General features: G+C 41.1%; 20 protein-coding genes. 4 read left to right on the plus strand and 16 right to left on the minus strand.

All coding sequences use genetic code 11. The annotated features are described in order from the left end of the window. Positions 1-88: 88 nt before the first annotated feature. Genes AY601_RS13265 through AY601_RS13290 form a run of 6 tightly spaced genes read right to left on the minus strand, consistent with a single transcriptional unit; the run spans position 89 to position 11,482 of the window. The gene (locus tag AY601_RS13265) at positions 89-982 is read right to left on the minus strand and encodes a PorP/SprF family type IX secretion system membrane protein (protein WP_232324592.1); all 894 of its coding nucleotides are present in this window, start codon (positions 980-982) and stop codon (positions 89-91) included. A gap of 11 nt (positions 983-993) precedes the next feature. After that, positions 994-8,583, minus strand: a complete 7,590-nt coding sequence (locus AY601_RS13270) for a YDG domain-containing protein (protein WP_068401868.1) — start codon at positions 8,581-8,583, stop codon at positions 994-996. Between the two features lie 53 nt (positions 8,584-8,636). After that, a complete protein-coding gene (locus AY601_RS13275) occupies positions 8,637-9,788 on the minus strand; it encodes an ABC transporter substrate-binding protein (RefSeq protein ID WP_068401871.1) in 1,152 nt (383 codons plus the stop codon). 4 nt (positions 9,789-9,792) lie between these two features. After that, positions 9,793-10,353 (minus strand): phage tail protein, encoded by a 561-nt coding sequence (locus tag AY601_RS13280; protein WP_068401873.1) that lies wholly within the window; start codon positions 10,351-10,353, stop codon positions 9,793-9,795. 11 nt (positions 10,354-10,364) lie between these two features. Then, a complete protein-coding gene (locus AY601_RS13285) occupies positions 10,365-10,925 on the minus strand; it encodes a phage tail protein (RefSeq protein WP_068401874.1) in 561 nt (186 codons plus the stop codon). Positions 10,926-10,951: 26 nt separating this feature from the next. After that, positions 10,952-11,482, minus strand: coding sequence for a phage tail protein (locus AY601_RS13290; protein ID WP_068401876.1), 531 nt, complete (start codon positions 11,480-11,482; stop codon positions 10,952-10,954). Positions 11,483-11,687: 205 nt separating this feature from the next. Here AY601_RS13290 and AY601_RS13295 point away from each other — a divergent pair, with 205 nt between their 5' ends. Beyond that, positions 11,688-12,581, plus strand: coding sequence for a hypothetical protein (locus tag AY601_RS13295; RefSeq protein WP_068401878.1), 894 nt, complete (start codon positions 11,688-11,690; stop codon positions 12,579-12,581). A 34-nt stretch (positions 12,582-12,615) separates the two neighbouring features. Here AY601_RS13295 and AY601_RS13300 read toward each other — a convergent pair whose 3' ends face one another. After that, entirely contained in the window at positions 12,616-13,104 is a 489-nt protein-coding gene (locus AY601_RS13300) for an Lrp/AsnC family transcriptional regulator (RefSeq protein WP_068401880.1), read from the minus strand. Between the two features lie 126 nt (positions 13,105-13,230). Between AY601_RS13300 and AY601_RS13305 the strand changes: the two genes are divergently transcribed. After that, positions 13,231-14,622 (plus strand): MFS transporter, encoded by a 1,392-nt coding sequence (locus tag AY601_RS13305; RefSeq protein WP_068401882.1) that lies wholly within the window; start codon positions 13,231-13,233, stop codon positions 14,620-14,622. 103 nt (positions 14,623-14,725) lie between these two features. Here AY601_RS13305 and AY601_RS13310 read toward each other — a convergent pair whose 3' ends face one another. The 4 genes from AY601_RS13310 to AY601_RS13325 form a co-directional block, all read right to left on the minus strand. Beyond that, a complete protein-coding gene (locus AY601_RS13310; RefSeq protein ID WP_068401884.1) occupies positions 14,726-15,481 on the minus strand; it encodes a M57 family metalloprotease in 756 nt (251 codons plus the stop codon). A gap of 160 nt (positions 15,482-15,641) precedes the next feature. Then, positions 15,642-16,124: a hypothetical protein gene (locus AY601_RS13315; RefSeq protein WP_157287901.1), complete on the minus strand. Its 483-nt coding sequence runs from the start codon at positions 16,122-16,124 to the stop codon at positions 15,642-15,644. Positions 16,125-16,512: 388 nt separating this feature from the next. Next, a complete protein-coding gene (locus AY601_RS13320; RefSeq protein WP_068401889.1) occupies positions 16,513-16,992 on the minus strand; it encodes an FKBP-type peptidyl-prolyl cis-trans isomerase in 480 nt (159 codons plus the stop codon). An 82-nt stretch (positions 16,993-17,074) separates the two neighbouring features. Continuing rightward, positions 17,075-17,332, minus strand: a complete 258-nt coding sequence (locus tag AY601_RS13325) for a GNAT family N-acetyltransferase (protein ID WP_157287903.1) — start codon at positions 17,330-17,332, stop codon at positions 17,075-17,077. Between the two features lie 158 nt (positions 17,333-17,490). Here AY601_RS13325 and AY601_RS13330 point away from each other — a divergent pair, with 158 nt between their 5' ends. Together AY601_RS13330 and AY601_RS13335 are read left to right on the plus strand one after the other, a co-directional pair. Next, positions 17,491-18,330 (plus strand): siderophore-interacting protein, encoded by an 840-nt coding sequence (locus AY601_RS13330; RefSeq protein ID WP_068401893.1) that lies wholly within the window; start codon positions 17,491-17,493, stop codon positions 18,328-18,330. Between the two features lie 59 nt (positions 18,331-18,389). Next, the gene (locus AY601_RS13335) at positions 18,390-19,586 is read left to right on the plus strand and encodes an alginate lyase family protein (RefSeq protein WP_068401895.1); all 1,197 of its coding nucleotides are present in this window, start codon (positions 18,390-18,392) and stop codon (positions 19,584-19,586) included. A 62-nt stretch (positions 19,587-19,648) separates the two neighbouring features. On the opposite strand, the gene AY601_RS13340 is transcribed toward AY601_RS13335, so the two are convergent. The 5 genes from AY601_RS13340 to kduI all read right to left on the minus strand — a co-directional run bounded on the left by AY601_RS13340 (position 19,649) and on the right by kduI (position 24,470). Beyond that, entirely contained in the window at positions 19,649-21,022 is a 1,374-nt protein-coding gene (locus AY601_RS13340; RefSeq protein WP_068401896.1) for an MFS transporter, read from the minus strand. A gap of 121 nt (positions 21,023-21,143) precedes the next feature. Then, the gene (locus AY601_RS13345; RefSeq protein WP_068401898.1) at positions 21,144-21,803 is read right to left on the minus strand and encodes a bifunctional 4-hydroxy-2-oxoglutarate aldolase/2-dehydro-3-deoxy-phosphogluconate aldolase; all 660 of its coding nucleotides are present in this window, start codon (positions 21,801-21,803) and stop codon (positions 21,144-21,146) included. Continuing rightward, positions 21,793-22,812 carry a sugar kinase gene (locus AY601_RS13350; protein ID WP_068401900.1) on the minus strand — a complete coding sequence of 340 codons (1,020 nt, stop codon included), beginning with the start codon at positions 22,810-22,812 and terminating at the stop codon, positions 21,793-21,795. Before AY601_RS13350 ends, AY601_RS13345 begins: the two co-directional genes overlap by 11 nt. A gap of 3 nt (positions 22,813-22,815) precedes the next feature. After that, a complete protein-coding gene (locus tag AY601_RS13355) occupies positions 22,816-23,631 on the minus strand; it encodes an SDR family oxidoreductase (RefSeq protein WP_068401902.1) in 816 nt (271 codons plus the stop codon). Further along, positions 23,631-24,470, minus strand: a complete 840-nt coding sequence (kduI, locus tag AY601_RS13360; protein WP_335340577.1) for a 5-dehydro-4-deoxy-D-glucuronate isomerase — start codon at positions 24,468-24,470, stop codon at positions 23,631-23,633. The genes AY601_RS13355 and kduI overlap by 1 nt, the downstream gene beginning before the upstream one ends. Positions 24,471-24,490 lie beyond the last annotated feature (20 nt).

Here is a 24,490-nt window from a genome sequence, read left to right on the forward strand (position 1 = left end):
AATGGGGCTATGGTACCTTAAGTATTATATACTTTCAGCACGCATAGCCCCACCTCTCTGTTAACAGCGTTTATGCTATCATAAATCCCTAAAACACGCGTATCCTTAAGCTCAGCTCAAAATTACCATCAACGTAACCTCTTAATGCCGAAGTACCGGAAGTATAAGAACCACTCAGGTTCAATCCCTGGTATTGCATGCCCACACCGAAAGTATAACTTTCTGTAGAGTGGTACAGGCCATATACATTGACTCTTTTATTGGCAAAAACAAGATTTGCACCTGCGTCAAATATATCTTTGTATCCTTTTACACCTCTTAAAGCTACTTTAGGTTCAACATCGACCCCTTCTTCACCTTCACTAAGTGACAACCGGTAACTAGCTGCGGTATAGAAGGTAGACTGGTCTACCAGATTATTGAGGTCATTTTTATGGAACACACTTTTCAGATTAGGTAACGCAGCCTGTAAAGTAAGTCTGTTTGCCGTATAAGCAATACCAAAATCACCATCAATATAAGTTGAACGCTGATTATACTGACTGATACCCACATCAGTCGGATCACCATTCACCAAGTTTTCATTCAATCTCTCATTAGAGAAACCAAAAGATAAACCAAAATGTAATTGATCTCCATTTCCATTCAGTGGTAAATGATAAGCATAAGATGCTACTGCCCTTGTCCAGCGCTGTAATCCAATTTTATCATTACTCACATTAATACCTAATCCCATTCTATCAGTAACCCCGTAATTACCTGTTACCGATTGGGTAACAGGTGATCCAGGTGTTCCATTCCATTGTGCGCGATAACCCAGGTTAAAAGCCAGGCCTCTGTCAATTCCAACCATTGCAGGATTACCCAGATATTGATTCTGATAATACATTGCTGCCAGCGGATTCAATTGCGCGTTAGACTGTTTAGCAGTAAATAAAAACAGCCCCGTCATTAATCCCCATATTGCTATATTCCTTTTCATAAATTTAATTATTAATTGTTCCTTACCAGCGTAATGAAGCCTTTAAACTTGCCTCTGCCGTCACCAAAATCCAATACATAGAAGTAAGTGCCTTCACTTAAAGGATTACCGCTGATCGTTCCGTCCCAGCTATTATCATATCCTTGTTTAGTATAAAGCAGTCTTCCTGCACGGTCAAATATTTTAACCACATTATCAGGGTACATATCAATATTTCTGATGATGAATTTGTCATTCACCCCATCCCCGTTAGGTGTTATAATATTTGTTGCATCAATAGTTTTATAATCATTCAGCACATTGATGGTAATCAACTGCGTACTGCTGCAACCCGAAGCATTCAATGCCGTAACTGTATAAGAAGCAGTACGTGAGGGTCTGATAGTCAGTACCGCCGTATTTTGTCCGCTGATAATACCCGCAGCGTCAGCCCATACATAGCTGGTACCGCCGCTTGCAGTCAATTGTGTAGTTATACCTTTCGATATTTCCAAACCTGCTGAAGAAACAATACTTAACACCGGCAATGGATTAATAGTCAGTACAAAAGTTCTGCTGTAAGTATCAACCCCTCCATTTGCTGTTCCTCCATTGTCTTTCACAGTCACCGTAATATTTACAGTTCCAGAAACACTCTGGTTAGCTAAACGGTAAGTCAATGTTCCATTTCCACCATTACCCTGGCTCACACTCAGGTCACTGAACATAGCCGGTTTATCAGCACGTACAGTAAGGGTAGTAGTCTGATTGGTTTCAGGCCCAGGAGTAATACCTGTTAAAGCAATAGATTGTCTGCTGGTTGTATTGCATTGCGTTAAATCAGCAATAGGATTCAATGTTGGCACTTCGTTTACATCAATCAGATTGATCGTAAACTGTTTGTCCAGCGTTAAACCATACTGCGTTGTGCTTCTCACTAAAATGCTGTAAGTTGATTTCTGCTTGTAGCTCAGACTTGCACTTGTTCTTACCTGATCACCAGTGATTGTGAACAACGCATTGTCAGTATCTCCATTACCACTCACCAGAGTATAAGTGAAAACTGCATTCGGATCAAGCGATGTACTGCTTAATGTTCCCGCCAAAGCTCCCGCAGGTTTGTTTTCATATAATGGCACCGCAGCAAGGCTGATACTTGTAGGTATCCCCGGACTTACAGTCAGTATTCCATTCACAAAAGTGATCGCATAATTGGCTGCTGTTGCTCCACTTACCGTAATCGTATAATTACCCGCTACCGAACTGTTGGTAGCCGTAGTACTTAAACTCGCAGGTGTAAGCAATATATTGCTGTTTTCTCCATTTACAAATCCGCTATAAGTTAAGGTCAACACAGGCACGACAGTACCTTGTATCATTTGCTTATTATCGGCAGTAATTGTTAAAGGCTGCGCAGTAATTACGCCATTTGCACTCGTCAAACTAGTTGTAGTCAGTATATAGTTACCAGCATCAGTTCCTGTCAGCGTAATTCCGTTTACAGTTACTGTTTTACCTGTTGCAACCAATGCATTGTTATAAGTTCCGGCAGCAGGATTATTCAGGGCTACGTTTTCCCCGGCTACCTGACCTGTAAAGCTATAGTTAGCGCCCGTTAAAGTTGCGGTTGCATTACCATCGTAAACCTTGGTAATTGTACCAGCGAGTACAGGTGTGATTGCTGCTGAGGTAATTGTTCCCGGAGCAGTTAAACTTGTTGTAGAAATAGTGTAGTTCGCTGCATCAGCACCTGTTAAGGTAATGCCGCTCACATTTACTGTTCTGTTGCCCACATCCTTCAGGTCATAAGTTCCGGCAACAGGATTGTTGATCGCTACCTGATCAGCACCAATTTTACCAGTGAAGCTATAGTTCGAACCAGTCAATGCAGCATTGGTATTGCCATCATAAACTTTGGTGATCGTTCCTGCCAGTGCCGGGATAATCGTAGCTGAGGTAATCGTACCTGGAGCCGTTAAACTTGTTGTTGAAATAGTGTAATTCACAGCATCAGTACCTGTTAAGGTAATTCCGCTGACACTTACCGTTCTGTTACCCACTTCTTTCAGGTCATAAGTTCCACCTGCAGGATTATTTAAAGCTACATCATCCCCGCTAATATTTCCAGTGAAGCTATAATTAGAACCAGTCAATGCAGCAGTCGTATTGCCATCATAAACCTTACTAATCGTTCCTGCCAGTACAGGGATAATCGTAGCCGAAGTGATTGTGCCCGGAGCAGTTAAACTTGTAGTAGAAAGTGTATAGTTCGCAGCATCAGCACCTGTTAACGTAATTCCATTAACACTTACCGTTCTGTTACCTGCTTCTTTCAGGTCATAAGTTCCAGCTGCAGGATTATTCAGTGCAACATCATCTGCACCAATATTTCCCGTGAAGCTGTAATTAGCAGCAGCTAATGCAGCTGCAGTATTTCCATCATAAACCTTAGTGATCGTTCCTGCCAATACTGGGACAATGGTCGCAGCAGTAATGGTTCCAGGAGCAGTTAAGCTCGTAGTAGAAAGCGTATAGTTTGCCGCATCAGCACCTGTTAAGGTAATGCCACTTATGCTTACCGTTCTGTTGCCCACTTCTTTCAGGTCATAAGTTCCACCTGCAGGATTGGTTATTGCCACATCATCCCCGCTAATATTTCCAGCGAAGCTATAGTTCGATCCCGTCAATGCAGCAGTTGTATTTCCATCATAAACTTTGGTAATCGTTCCTGCCAGTACTGGGATAATCGTAGCCGAGGTAATTGTGCCCGGAGCGGTTAAACTTGTTGTGGAAATAGTATAGTTCGCTGCATCAGCACCTGTTAAGGTAATGCCGCTCACGCTTACTGTTCTGTTACCTACCTCTTTCAGATCATAAGTTCCAGCTGCAGGATTATTCAGTGCAACATCATCTGCACCTACATTTCCGCTAAAGCTGTAATTCGCACCTGTTAAAGCAGCAGTCGTATTGCCGTCATAAACCTTAGTAATCGTTCCGGCAAGTACTGGTATAATTGTAGCTGAGGTGATTGTACCCGGAGCAGTTAAACTCGCAGTGGAAAGCGTATAGTTTGCCGCATCAGCACCTGTTAAGGTAATTCCGCTTACGCTTACTGTTCTGTTACCTGCTTCTTTCAGGTCGTAAGTTCCAGCTGCAGGATTATTCAGTGCAACGTCGTCCGCACCTACATTTCCGCTAAAGCTGTAATTAGCAGCAGCTAATGCAGCTGCAGTATTGCCATCATAAACCTTGGTGATCGTTCCTGCCAGTACTGGGACAATGGTCGCAGCAGTGATTGTACCCGGAGCAGTTAAGCTCGTAGTAGAAAGCGTATAGTTTGCCGCATCAGCACCTGTTAAGGTAATGCCACTCACACTTACCGTTCTGTTACCTGCTTCTTTTAAATCGTAAGTTCCAACTGCAGGATTATTTAAGGTTACATCATCTGTACTAATATTTCCGCTAAAGCTGTAATTCGCAGCAGCTAATGCAGCTGCAGTATTGCCGTCATAAACTTTAGTAATCGTTCCTGCCAGTACTGGGACAATAGTCGCAGCAGTGATTGTACCCGGAGCAGTTAAACTCGTAGTCGAAAGCGTATAGTTTGCCGCATCGGCACCCGTTAAGGCAATTCCGTTCACGCTTACTGTTCTGTTGCCCACTTCTTTCAGATCATAAGCTCCTGTAGCAGGATTGGTAATCGCTACCACATCCGCACCAACATTCCCGGTAAAACTGTAATTAGCACCTGTTAATGCAGCAGTCGTATTGCCATCATAAACCTTGGTAATTGTTCCGGCAAGTACTGGTATAATCGTAGCCGCAGTAATCGTACCCGGAGCAGTTAAACTCGTAGTGGAAAGTATATAGTTCCCAGCATCAGTACCCGTTAAGGTAATTCCGTTCACGCTTACTGTTCTGTTCCCTGCTTCTTTCAAATCATAAGTTCCTGTAGCAGGATTGGTGATTGCCACCACATCCGCACCGACATTACCAGTGAAGCTGTAATTCGCACCTGTTAACGCAGCAGTTGTATTGCCATCATAAACCTTGGTAATTGTTCCGGCAAGTACTGGTACAATTGTAGCCGCAGTGATTGTACCCGGAGCAGTTAAACTCGTAGTAGAAAGTGTATAGTTCCCAGCATCAGTACCCGTTAACGCAATTCCGTTCACGCTTACTGTTCTGTTACCTGCTTCTTTCAGATCATAAGCACCTGTTACAGGATTATTCAATGCAACCACATCTGCACCGACATTACCAGTGAAGCTGTAATTCGCACCTGTTAATGCAGCAGTAGTATTGCCATCATAAACCTTGGTAATCGTTCCGGCAAGTAATGGTATAATTGTAGCTGCGGTAATCGTGCCCGGAGCAGTCAAACTCGTAGTGGAAAGCGTATAGTTCCCAGCATCAGTACCCGTTAACGCAATTCCGCTCACGCTTACTGTTCTGTTTCCCGCCTCTTTCAGATCATAAGCACCTGTTACAGGATTATTCAGCGCTACTACATCCGCACCGATATTTCCTGTGAAGCTGTAATTCGTACCTGTTAATGCAGCAGTGGTATTGCCATCATAAACTTTGGTAATTATTCCGGCAAGTACCGGTATAATTGTAGCTGCGGTAATCGTACCCGGAGCAGTTAAACTCGTAGTAGAAAGTGTATAGTTCGCTGCATCAGCACCCGTTAAAGCAATGCCGTTCACACTTACTGTTCTGTTGCCAGCCTCTTTCAGATCATAAGCACCTGTTACAGGATTGTTCAGTCCCACCACATCTGCACCGATATTTCCAGTGAAGCTATAATTTGTACCTGCTAATGCAGCCGTTGTATTGCCATCATAAACTTTGGTAATCGTTCCGGCTAAGACAGGTATAATTGTCGCTGAGGTGATTGTACCCGGAGCAGTTAAACTCGTAGTGGACAGTGTATAGTTCGCCGCATCAGTTCCCGTTAAAGTGATTCCACTCACACTTACCGTTCTGTTGCCCACAATTTTCAGGTCATAAGTTCCGGCAGCAGGATTTGTTATGGCCACATTCTCTGTTCCAATATTACCTGTAAAACTATAATTTGCACCTGTTAATGCTGCTGTAGTATTACCATCATAAACCTTGGTAATCGTTCCTGCTAATAAAGGTACAATGGTTGCTGAGGTAATGGTACCCGGCGCAGTTAAACTCGTTGTAGAAAGCGTATAATTTGCAGCATCTGTTCCGGTCAGTGTTAAACCAGTAACGCTGACTAAACGGTTACCGATATCTTTAAGCGCATAACTTCCAGCCACAGGATTATTCAGGGCTACATTTTCTGTACCTACCTTACCTGTAAAACTATAATTAGCACCTGTTAATGCAGCTGTGGTATTGCCATCATATACTTTAGTGATTGTTCCTGCTAATACAGGTACAATGGTTGCTGAGGTAATGGTTCCTGTTGCACTGACATTTGTTGTGGAAATTGTATAGTTACCAGCATCTGTACCAGTAAGCGCTAAACCAGTCACACTCACTAAACGGTTGCCGATATCTTTAAGCGCATAAGTTCCGGTAGCCGGATTATTTAAAGCTATATTCTCTGTACCTACTTTACCTGTAAAAGTATAATTTGCACCTGTTAGCGCGGCTGTTGTATTCCCATCATATACTTTAGTAATAGGTAATACTAAAGATGGAACGATACTCGCCGCAGTAATGGTACCTGTTGTACTGATACTTGTAGTGGAAAGCGTGTAGTTAGCTGCATTTGTTCCGGTAAGGGTTAACCCAGTAACACTGACTAAACGGTTGCCGACATCTTTAAGCGCATATGTTCCGGTAGCCGGATTATTTAAAGCTACATCCTCTGTACCTATTTTACCCGTAAAACTATAATTAGCACCTGTCAGCGCAGCTGTTGTATTGCCATCATAAACCTTAGTAATTGGTAACACCAATGATGGAACAATAGGAGCAGTAGTAATCGTACCTGTAACTACTACCGGATTTAACGTATAGGATGCACTGTTAGCACCTGTTAAAGCCAGACCAGTTAAAGTTACCGGTTTATTAATTCCCACACCCGCAGTATTATAAGCTGCTGAAGTATAAGTTACACTGACTACGTCTGGTGCTACTACTCCGCTTCCCGCATCAAGAGGATTAAAAACTACATTAGCAACTGCATCTCCATTATAAGCTTTAGTGACCGCAGCAAATGTTGCAGTGACCGCTTTCGGTGCAATGACCATTGAAAAAACTTGTGAACCTGAACTTATGCAGGCACCAGTCACATTCACAGTAAAATTATAACTCCCGGTAGCAGTTGGTGTACCTGATAATACCCCTGCCGAAGATAGTGTCAGACCAGCAGGTAAAGTTCCAGAAGCCAGACTGTATACATAAGGTGCTCCTCCGCCTGAGGCAACTATTACAGCTTCACTATAAGCCGTCTTATAAGTTCCCGAAGCCAGTACTGGTGATAAATTAATCACCTGGCTGGATAAAGTTAAGAGTGCGCTGGTCGAGCTGACTATCCCTGAGGAACCATTTGCACTCAGCCTGTATCTGTTATTATTTAAGCCATTAACATTTGAAATGGTAAGTATTGCTGTAGCGGAACCCGAATAAACACCACCATCAGTAATATCTGCATAATTTGTTCCCCCATCTGTGCTCAACTGCCATTTCAAAGAACAAAAATTGGCAGCAATAGCCCTAAAAGTAGTACCTGTTCCAGCACACTGGCTCAGTTTATCTGCTGGATTTGCAGTGAACGATGCGCCAGATACCGTAAACGTTTCACCAGAAAGGAAAGGCGAAAAAGAAGTACCGTCATCTTTTACCCCCCAGTTAGCAACATTATTTAGCCGCGTTAAAATTACAGCTGGAGTACCCGATGTAATACCTGGTAATGTCAATCTGTAGCGTGCAGTAAATCCTGTATTAAAAGTAGGGTCTCCACCATCAGTATGCGAAACAATAGATAAATTCTGTGCCCCGCTTGCCAGTACAGGAGGCAGTACTGAGCGGTCAGCAGCAAAAGTACCTGCAGTTAAAGTAGCATCCCAGCCACTAGTACCACTACCATTGTCATGGTTCATACTAATACCAGCAAGCAGCGTTGGTGTTGCTACACTGCCTGTAAAAGCAAAAATCTGATCACCTGAGAATATACCCAGGCTCATGTATTGATGATTTGGCCCAACAGGATTTCCCCTGGTAGCTACCGATTCAACAATCCCCGTAACAGTTCCTGCCGCAGTATTTGTTTTGTCGAAAGCCAGTAACTGGTACTTACAGAAGACATAGATTTCTGTCCCTGCCGGATAGCTTTTATCCGAAGTCCATTTAATTACACCATCCGTTGTTGCCTGAGCTTCAGGCTGAAACGCATTTGCGGAAGTCCAGCCAAAATCAGTGAAGAAGATGTCTGTGCCCGCCGGTATCTGGCGTAATAATAAGAAAGAGAACCGGTCGTCCTGACCTGTTGGTGTCCCCCCGTCCTGAAGATCGTAACCAGTGATGATCACATCTCCTTTACCGAATGTACATTGTGCAGCGGCATTAAAATTAATGCCGGTGAGGATAATCAAAGACAAGAGCATGCCTTTGATTATCCTTTGAATAAAGATTTCCATGGTAATGATGGATTAAGAGCGTTAATTATATATTTTAGATTGTACTTGGTTATTTAAGAGCACATATAAGTATTCATCCATCCTGACACTAATCCCTGAGGTGGATCATCATATATTTCAGTCCATTCGCGAAGTACCTCAACTAAGGGCACTGTATCTTGTAAGATCAGTTGATTCCCAGCTCCAAGTTTTACCTGGTATGCTGGTGAAAACACCTGATGTGTATTGCTATCTATGCAGATTTGTCCTTTCGCTCCATCAATTTCAGTATCCAGCAGTTCATTTAATAACTGTTTCGTATTGAAAAGTGGATTCTCTAAAGAAACCATGATATATTTAATTAATAAAACACCGGTATCCCATCCCAATGCCCCAAAAGCATCAGGTATACGGCCGGATTTACTTTTAAAAACATTGCAATAAGCAATATTTCCGCCCGTCGTTAATTGAGGCATCCATGGCACGTAAGAACTAACAGACATTTCTTTATTGGTTATCCCGTATTCTGGCAGATGCGGTTCTTCAAGCATTGCCGGGTTAACGAAGACATTTAAAGGAATTGCTGGAAAATCAATCGCAAGCTTTTCATAAAAGACCTGACTTAAATCGCTGTAAACAGCCAGAATATGGCGAACATCATGATTTGCATTCAGAAAATCAGTCATAGGGACCATATCAAATTCCTCAGCCTTGAATTTACTAACAAAATTAAAGGCAATTGAACTTCCCTGATCCATATAACCTTTGCTGATCGCATGACAAAGGCTATAACCTCCATCATAATAAGAAGTGGCCATTACAGCTTTACTGCTCACTTTAGCAGCTTGTTTACCAATCAGCCGGCAATGCAATGAATAATTGAGCGTATGGTAAATTACAAAGGGCTGTTTTTTAACAGGAGGATACTTAGCACCACTATTGACCACAATCAGCAGTTTTTTCAGTGCATTAATCAAAGGGAATAAGCATTCCACTACCGGATGATCAGCAAAAACAATGAGCACATCTGCCTGATTATCCAGCAGCATAACTTCTGCTTCCTTCAGCATCAGCTTTCCATCCGTCCCAAAACCAATACTTGCAGTTAACAGTTCAGGTGATAAAGCGATTGCCAGGTCAGCCAAACTACCTTTTAACCCAGTCATAAAATTAGGAGAGATCAGCGGATAAGTCGTAGAATTCGGAAGCAGTACACCTATTTTCATATGCTTAATCTGGTGTTGGATAAATACCAAATAACGAAATGATAAAATTCAGCGCCATATAGGGCTGCATATTATTATGAGCCTGGCTATTACCAGCTCCGCTTAATACAATGCTGGTATCCAGTGGCATCAGTCCTGATGCTGTTGGTGTACGGCTAAAGTAACGTTTTCCAGGAGCAATAGCGATTCCATTGTCCACAGGAGAAGGCTGGTTATCAGGATCATTTGCCCTGACTTTCATAGTCAGTTCTCCGGTTACAACATGCGCATGCGCAGGAAGTTGATTAGGTATTAAAGTTACACTTTCTACCCCTGCCATCTGGCCAATCACATAATTTGTACCCGATTGCGGATTTGTACCCATATGAATAGGTACGCGGCCTCTTAAATCAGGCACACCAAAAGTGTTCTGCCCATCGCCACCATAAGTAGTGCCGATTAAATTAAATAAGGTATCGTATTCTGAAATGGCTAATAAGCTGCCATCGCAAAATGCCCACCCCAGAGGGGCAAAATTTCCACCAAAGATTGTTATTTCACCTATATAAGGTTGTGCTGCTGACATAGTTTTATAATTTATTGTCGTTGAGGAAAAATGCCTTGGAATGCGATAACGATTAACACCGTCAAATAAGGCTGCATATTATTATGTGGCTGATTCCCACCCAGTATGCTGGTCTGTGTATCCAGGTTAACTGCGAGCGGAGCCATATAAGCGGTAGAACTTGCCGTATCCGCATACAGGAGATCTGTACCTGTTGCTGTAGCCGGTAAGCTGGCAACTGCATTCGCTGTAGTTGGTGGCGCGCCTGTTTTAAGTCCTGCCCCTAAGGCATGCGTGTGCGCAGGCATTTCATTCTGTAAAATTGTTACAGACGTTGTTCCTGCAATCTCCCCGAGAACACGGTTAGAAAGTCCTGGGCCTTGTCCAAATCCTATAGGAGTTGACCCCTGAAGATTCGGGAGTCCGAAAGTTACCCTTCCGTCTCCTCCATAAGTAGTTCCCAACAAAGAAAAAAGGGCAGTATTTGAAGAGATTGACAGTAATTGACCATTACAGATTGCCCAACCTCTTGGTGGAAAATTAAAGCCAACTAAACCAATTTCCCCAACAAAGGGTTCAACGCTAACAGACATAATAATTTAGATTAAGTTGTTTTTAATTAATTTCTTGAAGGAAATATACCCGATAAGCAGATACAGTAATTCAATACCAGAAAAGGCATCCTGTTTTCATGAGCCTGGCCAGCACCGATAACCTGAGTATTGAAAGGCGCATTGTTATACATACCTGTATCAGTCTGGTTGGTAAAGCGGCCAGTTAAAGCTGGGTTTGCTGCATAATAATTACCCTCAGGTGTTAACTTATTCGCATTTGTTGCACCTGTTTTTGCTTTAACATAACCTGAACCCAAAGTATGGTTATGTTGCGGAATTTCGTTCAGATTAAGTGTATGTAATTCTTCACCGGCAGTTTGGCCTTGTGGAAATCCATTACCTACATGAACAGGAACTTTACCTCTGAAATCAGGTAAACCAAAGGTGGTCTGGCCATTTCCTCCATATGTTGTACCCAGTAGGGAAAACAGAGCCTGATTAGAATTAATGGCCATCATTTGCCCATTACATAAAGCGTAGTTCCTTGGAGCAAATCCAAAAGAAAATATGATTATAGAGCCAAGATATTCATCCATTTTGAGAGCGGATTTAAAGAATAGTGATGAGCGTTTTTTTTACGTTAAGTAGCTTGCTAGAATAATCAGATTTTTCTGATATTGTTATTTGTGTGATAAAATTAGTTTATTTTTTTACAAATACAATATTTTTTTTATTTTTTTGTCTGACTTGGAAATGACAATATAATTTATCTAAGTTTATGGCGCTCTTAAAATTAACGCTATGTCAAACCGAAGGTCGTTTCTCAAAAACACTACCCTTGTAGCAACCGCTACCCTACTCAGCAAACCAATCAGTTCCTTTGCTAATTTAAGTAAGAACGCTGCTACTTTGCACGCTTCTGGTAAAAACTTGATCATTTACTACAGCAGTCAGCTGAATGGTCAGATCCATAACGGTTTAAAAGAATCAGGAGGTATCAAAAACTTAAGGAAGCTGCTTAATAATGAGGATACCGGAGGCCTGATTTTAGATGCCGGAAACTTTTTAGGATCTGATCAGGACATCGCTCATCATGATGCAGTGATTGAGGCTATGAATAAAACTGGTTACCACACCAGCATGCCATCCCCACAAGACCTGAGTTATGGTGAAGCCTATCTTGCCAAATTATCAGACACCATGAACTTCTGCCTGGTAAACTGCAACTATGTGTTTAACAACCTTAAACTCTCTGCAGCTGTAAAGCCATGGCAAATTATTAATTTTGGTAAATTCAAAATTGGTATTACCGGAGTAGGCCCGGAAGTCAGTGGTATCGGCTTTCATGATCCGGTCAAAAAAGCAAACCATATTGCAAAACACCTTAAAAACAACATGGACTGTGATTTTGTTGTTTGCCTTTCCGGCCTTGATTACCAGGAAAAAGGCAATATAGCCGGCAACATCGCACTGGCAGAACAATCTGAAGCTATTGATTTTATTATTGGTTCCGGTAGTGAAAGCAAACAAAACCATACCATAATCAGAAAAAATATAACCGGACACGAAGTCTTTATCGGACACCCTGTTCCGCAAGGTTTAACGATGGGCAAGCTGGTATTTGAATTCAAAAACAAGCAAAAATTCTTTGCAGAAACCAGGCATCTGGCTAACCCTGCAGGCCTGCTCTGTTAAACATAAATAACTTATTTCCAAAGAAACCTGTCAGCTAAATCAGCTGATGGGTTTCTTTAACCGCAGCCATGACGAAAATGCTCTTGGTTTGCCCTATACCTTTCACTTCTCCCAGTTTATTGACAAAGAAATTATGGTAATCTTCCATACTTTCTGCTACGATTTTGACCATAAAATCAAAATCTCCTGAGATATTATAACATTCTATAATTTCCTTAAATTCCAGCATCGATTTAATAAAAATCGCACCCGACCTCTTATTATGTTCTTTCAAAGTGATCATACAAAGAACAATCATTCCTTTCCCTACCAGTTGCCTGTTCAGGATAGCTGCATACTGCTTAATCACTCCACTCTTTTCCATTCTTTTAATCCGCTCATGCGTTGGCGTCGGACTCAAATGAATTAATGCAGCTATTTCTCTAACCGTAAGCTTGGCATTTTCTTCCAATAATCTCAGGATTTCATAGTCTTTCGCATCTAATGTTACGGAAGTCTTTTCAGGCTGTTCTGTATTTGTCATAATTCATGTATCAAACAAGCACTCTGTTCTTTTAAATATACAAAAATAATGCATTTGTACTGAATATTTATTATCATTTCTATAATCTATTCTATATAAATACATTTGACAGAACAATACTATTATATGATTTCAAAAAAGAACCTTATCCTCATCATTGCTTCGATGGGTATTTTTGTAGAAGCACTCGATATCGCAATTATTAATCTGACTATCCCCCCTATACAAGCACAATTCAATATCAGTAACGATCAAGTACAATGGCTGCAAACACTTTACGTATTACTTTATGGAGGTTTCCTGATTATCGGAGGAAAACTAGCTGATATCATCGGCAGAAAAAAAATCTTTATGATCGGTGCTGCCCTGTTTCTGTTGACCTCTTTAGGTGCCGGACTGTCAGGCTCCTTTGCCATACTTGCTTTTTACCGTGCCGTGCAAGGCTTTGCGGCAGCATTAATTATGCCTTCAGCACTTTCCATAGTCACGCATACCTTTACAGAAAAGACTGAACGCAGTAAAGCCATAGGGATTTTCAGCTCATTTGCAGCCATAGGATCAGGCAGTGGCTTGTCTATAGGCGGCATCATCAGTACCTACTGGGGCTGGCACTGGGTTTTCCTGATTAACGTCCCCATTCTTGCTATCGTTATTTTCGCTTCCTGGTATTACCTGGACGCAGATAGTCCGCGTGACAAAAAGAAATCACCAGACCTTATCTCAGGTTTTATATTGGTTGCAGCACTGCTCATGCTGAGCTATGGCGTACATGAACTCGGTAATTTTCAAAAACACTATTTGTTATTACCCAACCTGGCCATCGCCATCATCATTTGCATGAAGGTATTATTTACCCGTTTAACCACGCTAAAAGATCCTCTCATTGATTTATCAATTTTCCGCTCCTCGACAGTAGTCACTGCCAACGGAATCTTCTTCTTACTGGGTTCTTTTTGGACAGGTTATCTGTTTATCATTTCATTACTGCTTCAAAAAGACATGAATTTCAGTGCTGCCAAATCCGGTTTACTACTCGTGCCCTTCAGTATTCTATCTGCACTAGTTGCTAAATTTGCATTACCTGCAATTATGAAAAAACTGAATATAGCCCGCACAGGCTTCCTGGGAATGACTATGATGTTAATCAGTGCAGTTTTGCTCGCAGCTTCTCTGATGATGGGCCATTCTTTAATTTTAGTTCTGCTAGCTGCGGCATTTGCTTCAGGATTGGGGATCACGATCAGTTATACCGGTTTGTCGGTACTTTCTATCCAGGATATCCCAAGCCAGCATTACGGTTTAGCTTCAAGCCTGGCCACAACCTCGTATTTTCTTGGTGCCGGAATAGGACTATCGATCCTGACGTTATTTATGACCAGTCAAAACGTGACCGCTTCTGTGACCCCGCTTTCGATTGTAATTCTGGGCATATATGCTTTTATTGGTTTGAGCTGGTTGATCGTTTTCATCAGGAATCAAAGTACTACCGCTAAAAGCACTGTACAAATTTCCAAATAGTACAACCATGCCAATAATTTCTTAAACAGGATAGATGCCCTTATCATATAAGTACATCTATCCTGGCTAATTTACGATCTTAGGTTATTTTTTCAGTTAATTATTATGGATATAAAGCAACAGTTGCTTGTTTATCTTTTGTTGATAATACAGTAGCACCTGAATTACACTGACCACCATTCATCAATGATGATGCATCTGTTCCGCCAACTCCTGGTACAGCTGTGGCAGAGCCTTCTCCAATAGCAGACCAGTTTGTATGTCTCAATGAAATATTGTGACCCAGCTCATGCGTAATTGTTCTTTGACGCTGAGCAAAACTATTTGCAGCAATATAGGCCTTGTTAATTTTAATTAAGTTACCCGCAGCACCGCCAGAAGGAAATGTTCCCTGACCGCAAACACCATTACCAAGATTTTCATCTTTGATCAGGATGTCATAACTAGTGCCTGTAACTATTGAAAAACGAACAGTAGATCCACTGATTCCATTCCATTGATTCACAGCAGAAGTTACCTCTGCGTTCATGCTAGTCATAGAAGCATCAACTTTTACGCGTATATTTCTCTTATTAGTTGCATTTACCAGGCTACCTGTATAATACTGCTCAGTTTTTGGCTGACCAGCAGGTATAACCATGTTTTTTGGGAAGATAATATCTTCCTCTACCACATAATGATCTCCATTTTCAACAATAGCTGAGGAAGGAAATCCAAGACTCTGAATATAGGACAATACCTTTTCAGATTTCTCAGTTTGTGGATCTGGAGCTGCAGGTGTTTCTTTGGTTTTAGAACACGATGCGATCACTATTGCGGCCAGCGCAATAAAAGCGAAGTTTTTCAAATTTTTGTTCATAGGGTTGAGTGTTAGGTAGATCGTAACAATACAATATACATAACATTCATTTATTCCTGTAACTTTTTTGATATTTATTTTAAACCAGTGTTAAAAATACACTGGTTTAAATGTGTCATATTAAATCAAAAACCCAATTCATATAGAATAACAAAAAATATTACTTAATAATTTTCCCATTTACTTTTATATTTTTCCAGCCATCATCCAACCCGACACCTTTAAGATAGCTCACCCTGTGCGTACTCCCTTTTAAATTGGGCTGGTTGACCATATCAAACTCAAAAGTTCTTCTATCAGCGGTTTTTTCCACTAATTTAACCTGGTAATCATTTGTACTTTTATCATTCAAAGTAAAAAACACCTCATTCACATTGGCATTAAACTTTGCATGTGTATAAACTACTCCTGGCTGATCCGGATAACCTTCCAGCAACTGGTTCTGCTCATCTATTCTCAGATATTTGGTATCCACTGCGTCCCCGCCAACCAAAGAATAGAACTTATAATAAAGTTTTTTGTCAATCCTCACGGTATCCTGGATTTCAGTGTAGGAACTTGCGCCGTGAGACCATTTATTACCGATCTGCATCGGCATAAAGGAATCTGTTGCTGCAACATGTTGTACTGCCGCTTTTTTCATTTTACAAGAAGGTATTGCCAAAATGATTAATAAATACATTAGATAAGAAGTTTTCATAGGGTTATATTTTTTAACTAATTTATGAATTTAATCAGTAAAAACCCTTTTTCTCATCTGATTTAATGAAAATAAGCGTATTCTGAAACACAGCGTTTAACAGTTAATTTCAGCCGCCAATTAAAACAACCATTGATGCAATGATTACTCCCGCAATAATGATAAACAGGGCGTTTTTAGTCGATTCTACTATCATGATATAGATTATTTATGTCTTTTATTCCCTTAAGACGCCTATACCAATCCATACCCCTATTACCGGTGAAAAATAAATTAAAAAAGCCACTGTTTATGCTAAAACAGTGGCCTTGAATATTATAATTGTAGTTACTTATTTAGCACTTATCAAATCAATTGTAAAATCTAATATTGAATTCGCCGGAATAGGTCCTCTATCCGAATTTCCATAACCTAACACAGAAGGAATAATTAAACGGATACGACCACCGGGCTGAATAAAAGGCACTCCAACTTGCCACCCAGCAATAAGATTACCTAAAGGAAAAACTATTGGTGTTCCGTTACTCTGATCAAAAACATTACCATTCAGAAAACGACCTGTATAATTTACTGTAACCATGGTTGAATTATTGATTTTAACAGATCCTGATCCAGGAGTTATGATCTGATAGAATACTCCCGTTGCAGGATCTTTAATTGCAGGGATTTTATTTGCCACTACAAAAGCTCTTATCGCGGTAGTATCTGCCCTGAATTGCGGATCAGGGTCATAAGTTTCTTTTTTCTTACAGGATGTAAACGCGGTTACCGTACAAACAAGTAATACTATGAGGTGTTTAATCTTTATCATCGGATGCAAATGTAAATTTATTTTAGTGATTCACTAAAAAGTCTGAGCAAATTCTTAACAAAAAACACAATTAAATAACAGCTCATTCCCCAAGTTTCCAGGCTACTACATTCCACAACTCCTTTTCGTCACTGTAGGTACCAATAATTTCAAATCCCATTCTTTGGTGAACCTTTAAGGAATTGATATTCCTGGTAGAAATCTCTGTTACACACAATTGATACAAATTCCCCACTCTGTTTTTAGTTTCCTGATACAATTGGTTCAAAAGCCCCTGCCCCCTGAAATCATGGTGCACACAAACCTGCCCCCCTACCATATTAAGTATAGCCCCTTTCAACACCGACCACTTCTATATACTGAATAGCTCCTCGTCAAGTGTCATTAAAAGACAGCACTTTCATTCTTAATATAATCCGATTGTCATAGCTGATTTTATCTATTTAGAAAGATTATAAATAATATATCTTTACCCGTAGTTAATTAAAGAAAGTTACGATGAGTGAAACAAAGAAAGACTTACCTGCCATTGTCCGTGGCGTATTAACCGTAAAAAAAAGGGTATATCTTACCCCCAATTATATTCGCATTACCCTCACTGGTGATGATGTGCCTCTTTTCGCAGATACTACCCCGGGGATAAACAATAAGATCTTTATCCCTCCCGCAGGAGTTAAGGAAATTCATTTTCCTGATTTCGACTACAATACCGGAGAGTGGTCTCACGCACCAGAACACTTAAAACCAGTCATCAGAACTTATACCCATCGCGCAATGGATCTGGAAAAGAAGGAAATGACCATAGACTTTGCTGCACACGGGGAAAATGGCCCAGCATCCTCATGGGCAATCAATGCCAAACCAGGAGATATCCTCGGCATCCTGATGAAAGCTAAAGAATCAGTGCTCTATCCAAAAGCAGATTGGTATTTACTAGCGGCAGATGCGACCGGAATACCAGTTATTGCCGCTATATTGGAAACCCTTCCTGCTACCGCAACCGGTGTTGCCTATATTGAAATACCAACCAAAGAAGATCAGCAGGAATTAAAAACTGACGCAGACATTCAAATCAATTGGGTTTACAATGAACATCCGGGAGAAAACATGCTTCTTGCTGATGCTGTACGAACCGTAAAAATACCTGATCAACAAAGCACCACCCGTTTTGGCTATGCAGCAGCCGAGTTTTCATCTGTAAAAGACATTCGTCAATTTTTGCGTAAAGAACAAAACTGGGATCAAAGTGAATTATATGCCTACTCTTACTGGAAATCCGGAGCAAGCGAAGACGGTTCAGGCAAAGCACGCCGTGCAGAGCACCAAGAGGAAAAGTAAAGATTGTTTGTATAAGATTTAGTTACATTTGGTTTATACAGTAACTAAATCTTATTTTGATGAAGAACAAGTTTTTTTATATGATCCTCGCTGTTCTGTATGGACAGTTATCTTTCGCGCAAACGCCAAAACTATTCCTAATCAATGCCGATCAGCTCAAGGCAAAGAAAGAAGCCTATCAGCAAAAAGATAAAGCCATCAAACCATTAGTAGATCAGGTGGTTCACAAGGCAGATGCCTTCCTTGCCGCAAAGCCAAAATCTGTGATGGATAAATCATCAACTCCACCAAGCGGGTCAAAACATGATTATATGAGCCAGGCACCTTACTTTTGGCCTGATCCATCCAAAGCTGACGGAATGCCTTATATCAGAAAAGATGGGGAACGTAATCCTGCTATCCGTAAAATTACAGATGCCGTATTTCTGCATGGGCTCACTGAACAATGTCAATTCTTAGCACTAGCCTATTATTTTACAGGTCAGGAAAAATATGCTTTAAAAGCCAGTGAATTGCTGAATGTATGGTTCATTGCCCCCGAAACCAAGATGAACCCTAACCTGAATTACGCACAAGCTATACCAGGCTTAAACGATGGCAGAGGCATTGGTATTATTGAAAGTCGTTCTTTAGTGGAACTAGCGGACTGGATGGGAATTCTGGCAAATGCAAAATCAATTACTGCATCACAAACTGAAGGTATCAAAACCTGGTATAAACAATACCTGGACTGGATGTTAAACAGCAAAAACGGGAAAGACGAACATAGGTCCAAAAACAATCACGGTACTATTTACGATACCCAGATCGTATCTTATGCTTTATTTACAGACCAAAAAGAGCTGGCCAAAAAGACCATTACAGCAAGTCTGGAAAGAATAGCTATCCAGCTTACACCAGAAGGCGAACAGCCACTGGAACTCGCCAGAACAAAAGCTTATAGCTATAGTACAATGAACCTGAACGATGGTTGGTTCAACCTGGCCTTACTCGGAACACATGCCGGAGTGGATGTCTGGAATTATCAGACTTCAGATGGAAGAAGTATCCATAAAGCACTGGATTGGCTAATCCCATATGGAATGGGAGAAAAAGAGAAAGACCGCAAGCAAATCATCCCATACAATACAAGCGAGTTATACAGGTTATTAACGCTTGCAGGTACGGCTTACAAAAATGCTTCGTATTTCAAACAAGCGGAAGCCCTGCCAAAAGATAAAGATACGCAGTTAATTGAACTGCTTTATAAACCCTGAACGCTAAGATTAAGCCCTTAATCTGATAAAGATCAAGGGCATTTTTCTAAAGATTAATGATTTTACAAATCATTAATCGGTCTGTATTTCGGCACTAAGATTTTCATCAATGTCCAGGCCACAATATAAGCAACCGCGCAAATCGTAAACATAATCGTATACCCAGTTTGCGTGTGCCCTAAAGCTTTGTAATGATCAAAAAGTGAACCGCCAAGCTTAGACATAAATACACCACCTAAACCTCCTGCCATTCCACCAATTCCAATCACCGAGCCTATCGCTTTTTTAGGGAACATATCTGAAACCGTTGTAAAGATATTTGCTGACCACGCCTGATGCGCCGAAGCACCTATTCCAATCAAAATCACTGGAATCCATACACTGATATGCCCTAAAGGCTGTGCAGCCAATACAACTAAAGGGAATAATGCGATAATTAACATCGCTTTCATCCTGCCATCATAAGGCGCATATCCTTTTTTCATAAAGTACATCGGGAACCATCCCCCGCCAACACTTCCAATCATCGTCATGCTATATAACACCGCTAAAGGAATCATGATCGCTGTATCATCCATACCATATTGAACCTTTAAATAAGAAGGCAACCAGAATAGAAAAAACCACCATACCCCATCAGTCATAAACTTACCCAAACTGAAAGCCCAGGTTTGTCTGTACTTTAACAACTTAACCCACGAAACTTTTTCAGCTGCTTCAGTCGTTGGAGATGGGACAATAGCCTGCTGATCAGGATCACATAAAATATAATCCAGTTCAGCCTTCGATAAACGCTTTTGCTTTTCCGGTTTTTCATAAAAGATAAACCAGAAGATCAGCCATAAAAACCCTACCGCACCAATAATCAAAAAGGCAGATTCCCAGCCCCAGGTATGAGCAATCCAGGGAACCGTAAGTGGTGCTAATACTGCACCTACATTCGCCCCCGAATTAAAGATCCCGGTTGCCAGAGAACGTTCTTTTTTAGGAAAGTATTCTGCAGTAGCCTTTATTGCGGCAGGAAAATTACCAGATTCACCAAAGCCTAAAACTGCTCTGGAAAAGATAAAACCCAGTACAGAAACAGAAACACCCGTAATACCAATGAAACCTAGCATCGTGGCCAGCCCATGCCCAACGGGAATAGCTTTAGCATGTAAAATAGCTCCTAAAGACCAGACGATCAGCGCAACTGCATATCCCCATTTGGTTCCTAACCGGTCTACAATCCTGCCCGCAAAAAGCATAGAAATCGCATAAACCAATTGAAAGGCTGAAGTTATATTTGCATAGTCACTGTTTGTCCAGTTAAACTCTGCCTCTAACCGCGAATGCAGCAGACTAAGTACCTGACGGTCAAGATAATTCACTGTCGTAGCAAAAAACAACAGGGCACAGACCGTCCAACGGTAATTGCTCATTCGGGCTTCTTTCATTATATTTGGTTTTGGTTGGTTTGGTTGATCGTTTTATCGGTTGGCTTTTACCATTTGATAAAGGTAGTTTAACTCTTTTATCAAATGGCTCCCACCATTTTTTCGCGTGGCTTACACCATTTTATCGCGTAGCTTTCACCATTTCAATAGTCTTTTTTGTACGTACAGCTAATTCATTGTAATCTTTGGCTTCCAGGATCTCTTTACTGATCAGTTTACTTCCCATTCCTACTGCGCATACCCCTGATTTAAACCATTTAGTCATGTTTTCTTCTTCAATCTCTACACCGCCTGTAGGAATAAAAAGCTGTCCTGGAAATACTTCTTTCACAGAAGATACATAAACAGGCCCCAATACATTTGCCGGAAAAAGTTTAATAATCCCTGCATTCAATTGATGTGCAATATTAATCTCAGTTGGCGTAAAACACCCCGGAATCCATAATAAACCTGCATCATGCGCCAATTTACCCACTTCAGCATCTACAACCGGACAAACAATAAAATGCGCACCCGCTTTGATAAAAGCTTTAGCTTCATCCGTGTTTTTAATGGTTCCAATTCCCAGGTGCAGATCTTTCATTTCGATTCCAACTGCCTCAATCAGGAAACGGAAGTTGGCCAGTGCAGCAATACCCCTGTTGGTATACTCCAATACCCTGATTCCAGATTTATACAGCGTCCTTATGATTTCTAAACTTACTTCTGCATCTTCGTAAAAAAACAAAGGCAATAAACCCTGTTCCGTTATAGCTTTTAAAGAACTCTCTTTAGTCTTCATAATTTCTTACTTTTTCTTTAATCTGATCCGCTTCGATTGTTGTTGCATCTCCTGCCACAAAGAGCTTGGAAAATCCAGCTGCCGTTGCAAATTCTAATATTTCTTCTGCTGGATGATCCTGGTAAAAACCATAAATCAAGCCTGCCATATAACAGTCACCACTGCCTACTTTATTGATAATATTTTTTGCTGAATATTGCTTTGAAACCAATAACTCATCCTCCGAAAATAAAGTGGAGTAATACTTTACCCCCTCTTGCTCATCAAAGCGGAAGGTATTGGCAACTACCTTACACGCAGGAAATCTGGCGATCAGTGCGCTGGAACTGACTGCTGCTTGTTCTAAATAAAGTTCTTTTTGATCCGCTTCAGCCAGGCCTTCAGGAACAGGGATGCCCAGCATTTTTTCAGCAGCCCATAAATTACCCATGACCACATCACAGTACTGCACCAGGTCAGGTAAAACATCGATAGGCTCTTTGCCATATTTCCAGAGTTTAGCCCTGTAATTAAGATCGACCGAAATCGTGATATTCCTGGCCGCCGCTTCTTTTAACGCTTCCAGGCAAACTTCAGCCGCGGCTAAACTTACTGCGGGACAAATCGCACTAAAATGGAACCAGGAAACATCTTTCAAAACGACGTCCCAGTTGATTGTTCCTGTTTGCAAAGTCGCAAAGGACGAACCACTCCGGTCATAAATCACGCCTGCATTTTTAAGATCTTTACCTTGATGCAGGTAATATAAGCCTACCCGCTCACCAGTATATTGAATTGCAGTCGTGTCAATAGCTAATCCTTTCACATAGCTGACCAATTGCTCCGTTAAGGAATTATCTGGTAGTGCGGTCAGATAAGCTGAAGGTATCTTCCATAAAGCCAATGCGGTAGCTACATTTAATTCTGCACCACCAACAAAAAAAGGCAAGTTATTTTCCTTCAACCAGTTTCCTTCTGCATCCGGACAAATCCGCAATAACAACTCTCCGAAGTTCAGTACCTTTCCCATGCTTTAAACCCCGCCAAATACAGAAAAACCACCGTCTACACAAATCATCGCTCCGGTTACAAATTGAGAAGCATCACTCAGCAACCAAATCAAAGCCCCTTTTAGCTCATCCGGATGTCCGAAACGTTTAAATGGTGTTTGCTTAATTGCTAATCCTCCGCGATCGGTATAACTACCATCCGGATTAGTTAACAGGGTGCGGTTTTGCTCGGTCAGAAAAAATCCCGGTGCAATTGCATTCATCCGGATTGCTCCGCCATAACGGTTGGCCAATTCTACTGCAAACCACTGGTTGTAATAATCAACACCAGCTTTCCCTAAATTATAGCCTAATACTTTAGTGATAACTCTTTTAGAATTCATGGAAGAGATATTTACAATACTTCCTTTACCACTGGCAGCAATGGATTCTCCGAAAACCTGTGTAGGAATAACTGTTCCCCATAAATTTAAGTCCATTACTTTTTTCATTCCATCCAGGTTCATCTTAAAAATGTCTTCTTCAGGTTGTAAAACACCTTCAGGCTGATTTCCACCTGCAGCATTTACTAAACCATCAATCCGGCCGAATTTGTCCAATACCTGAGCTCTGCATTCCAGTAACTGACTTTCGTCCATTACATCGGCTACTAAAGCTATAGCCTGGCCACCAGCCTGGTTAATCGCATCTGCACGTTCATTAGCTACCTGTGCATTTCTGCCCAGGATACCTACCGAAGCGCCTGCTTCAACTACTGCATCTACAAATGCACCACCTAAAATACCGGTACCTCCGGTTACTATAATCACTTTTCCTTTTAAAGAGAATGTATTTTCCATTAACGTATGTCTTGAATTGCAACAGGGTCCATATCAGCATAATCAAGGTTTTCACCTCCCATGCCCCAGATAAAACTATAATTTTGTGTACCACTTCCCGAATGGATACTCCATGGCGGGGAAACAATAGCATCATGGTTACTCATTAATACATGACGGGTTTCTTGCGGCTGGCCCATTAGATGGAACACGCGCTGATCTGCAGCTACATCAAAATAGAAATAAGCTTCCATTCTTCTGTCATGTGTATGTGCCGGCATTGTATTCCAAACACTTCCATTAGCCAGGATCGTTAAACCCATCACCAATTGACTGCTTTGAATTCCATCTCTGTGAATATATTTAATAATCCTGCGTTCATTTGCAGTGTTTAAGCTACCTAATTCTGTAGAAACCGCATCTGCATGAACTAATAAAGTTACAGGATACACCTGATGTGCTGGTGTAGACAAGCAATAAAATACTGCTGGATTTGCAGTATCCGCACTTTTGAATCTTACTTCCTTTACTCCTTTTCCAAGGTATAAAGCATCCAGTTTATTGACTTCAAATGATTTTCCGTCTGCTTCGATTGAGCCTGGACCGCCAACATTGATAATCCCTATTTCTCTTCTTTCCAGAAAATAATCAGCACGCAGATTTGAATAGTTTCCTAAAACAACGGTTTCAGCAACCGGATGTACCAGGCCTACAATCATTCTGTCGTAATGTGTGTAGGCGAAATTAGCCTTGTTCTCTTCTTTCAGATCAGTTAGTAAAAATCTTGACCTTATTTTCTCTGTATCGTATGTTTTAAAATCATCCGGATGCACCGCATGTAACACTTTCATATCCTTCATTGCAATATTTTAATAGGGTA

This window comes from Pedobacter cryoconitis, assembly GCF_001590605.1.
GTDB lineage: Bacteria > Bacteroidota > Bacteroidia > Sphingobacteriales > Sphingobacteriaceae > Pedobacter > Pedobacter cryoconitis_A.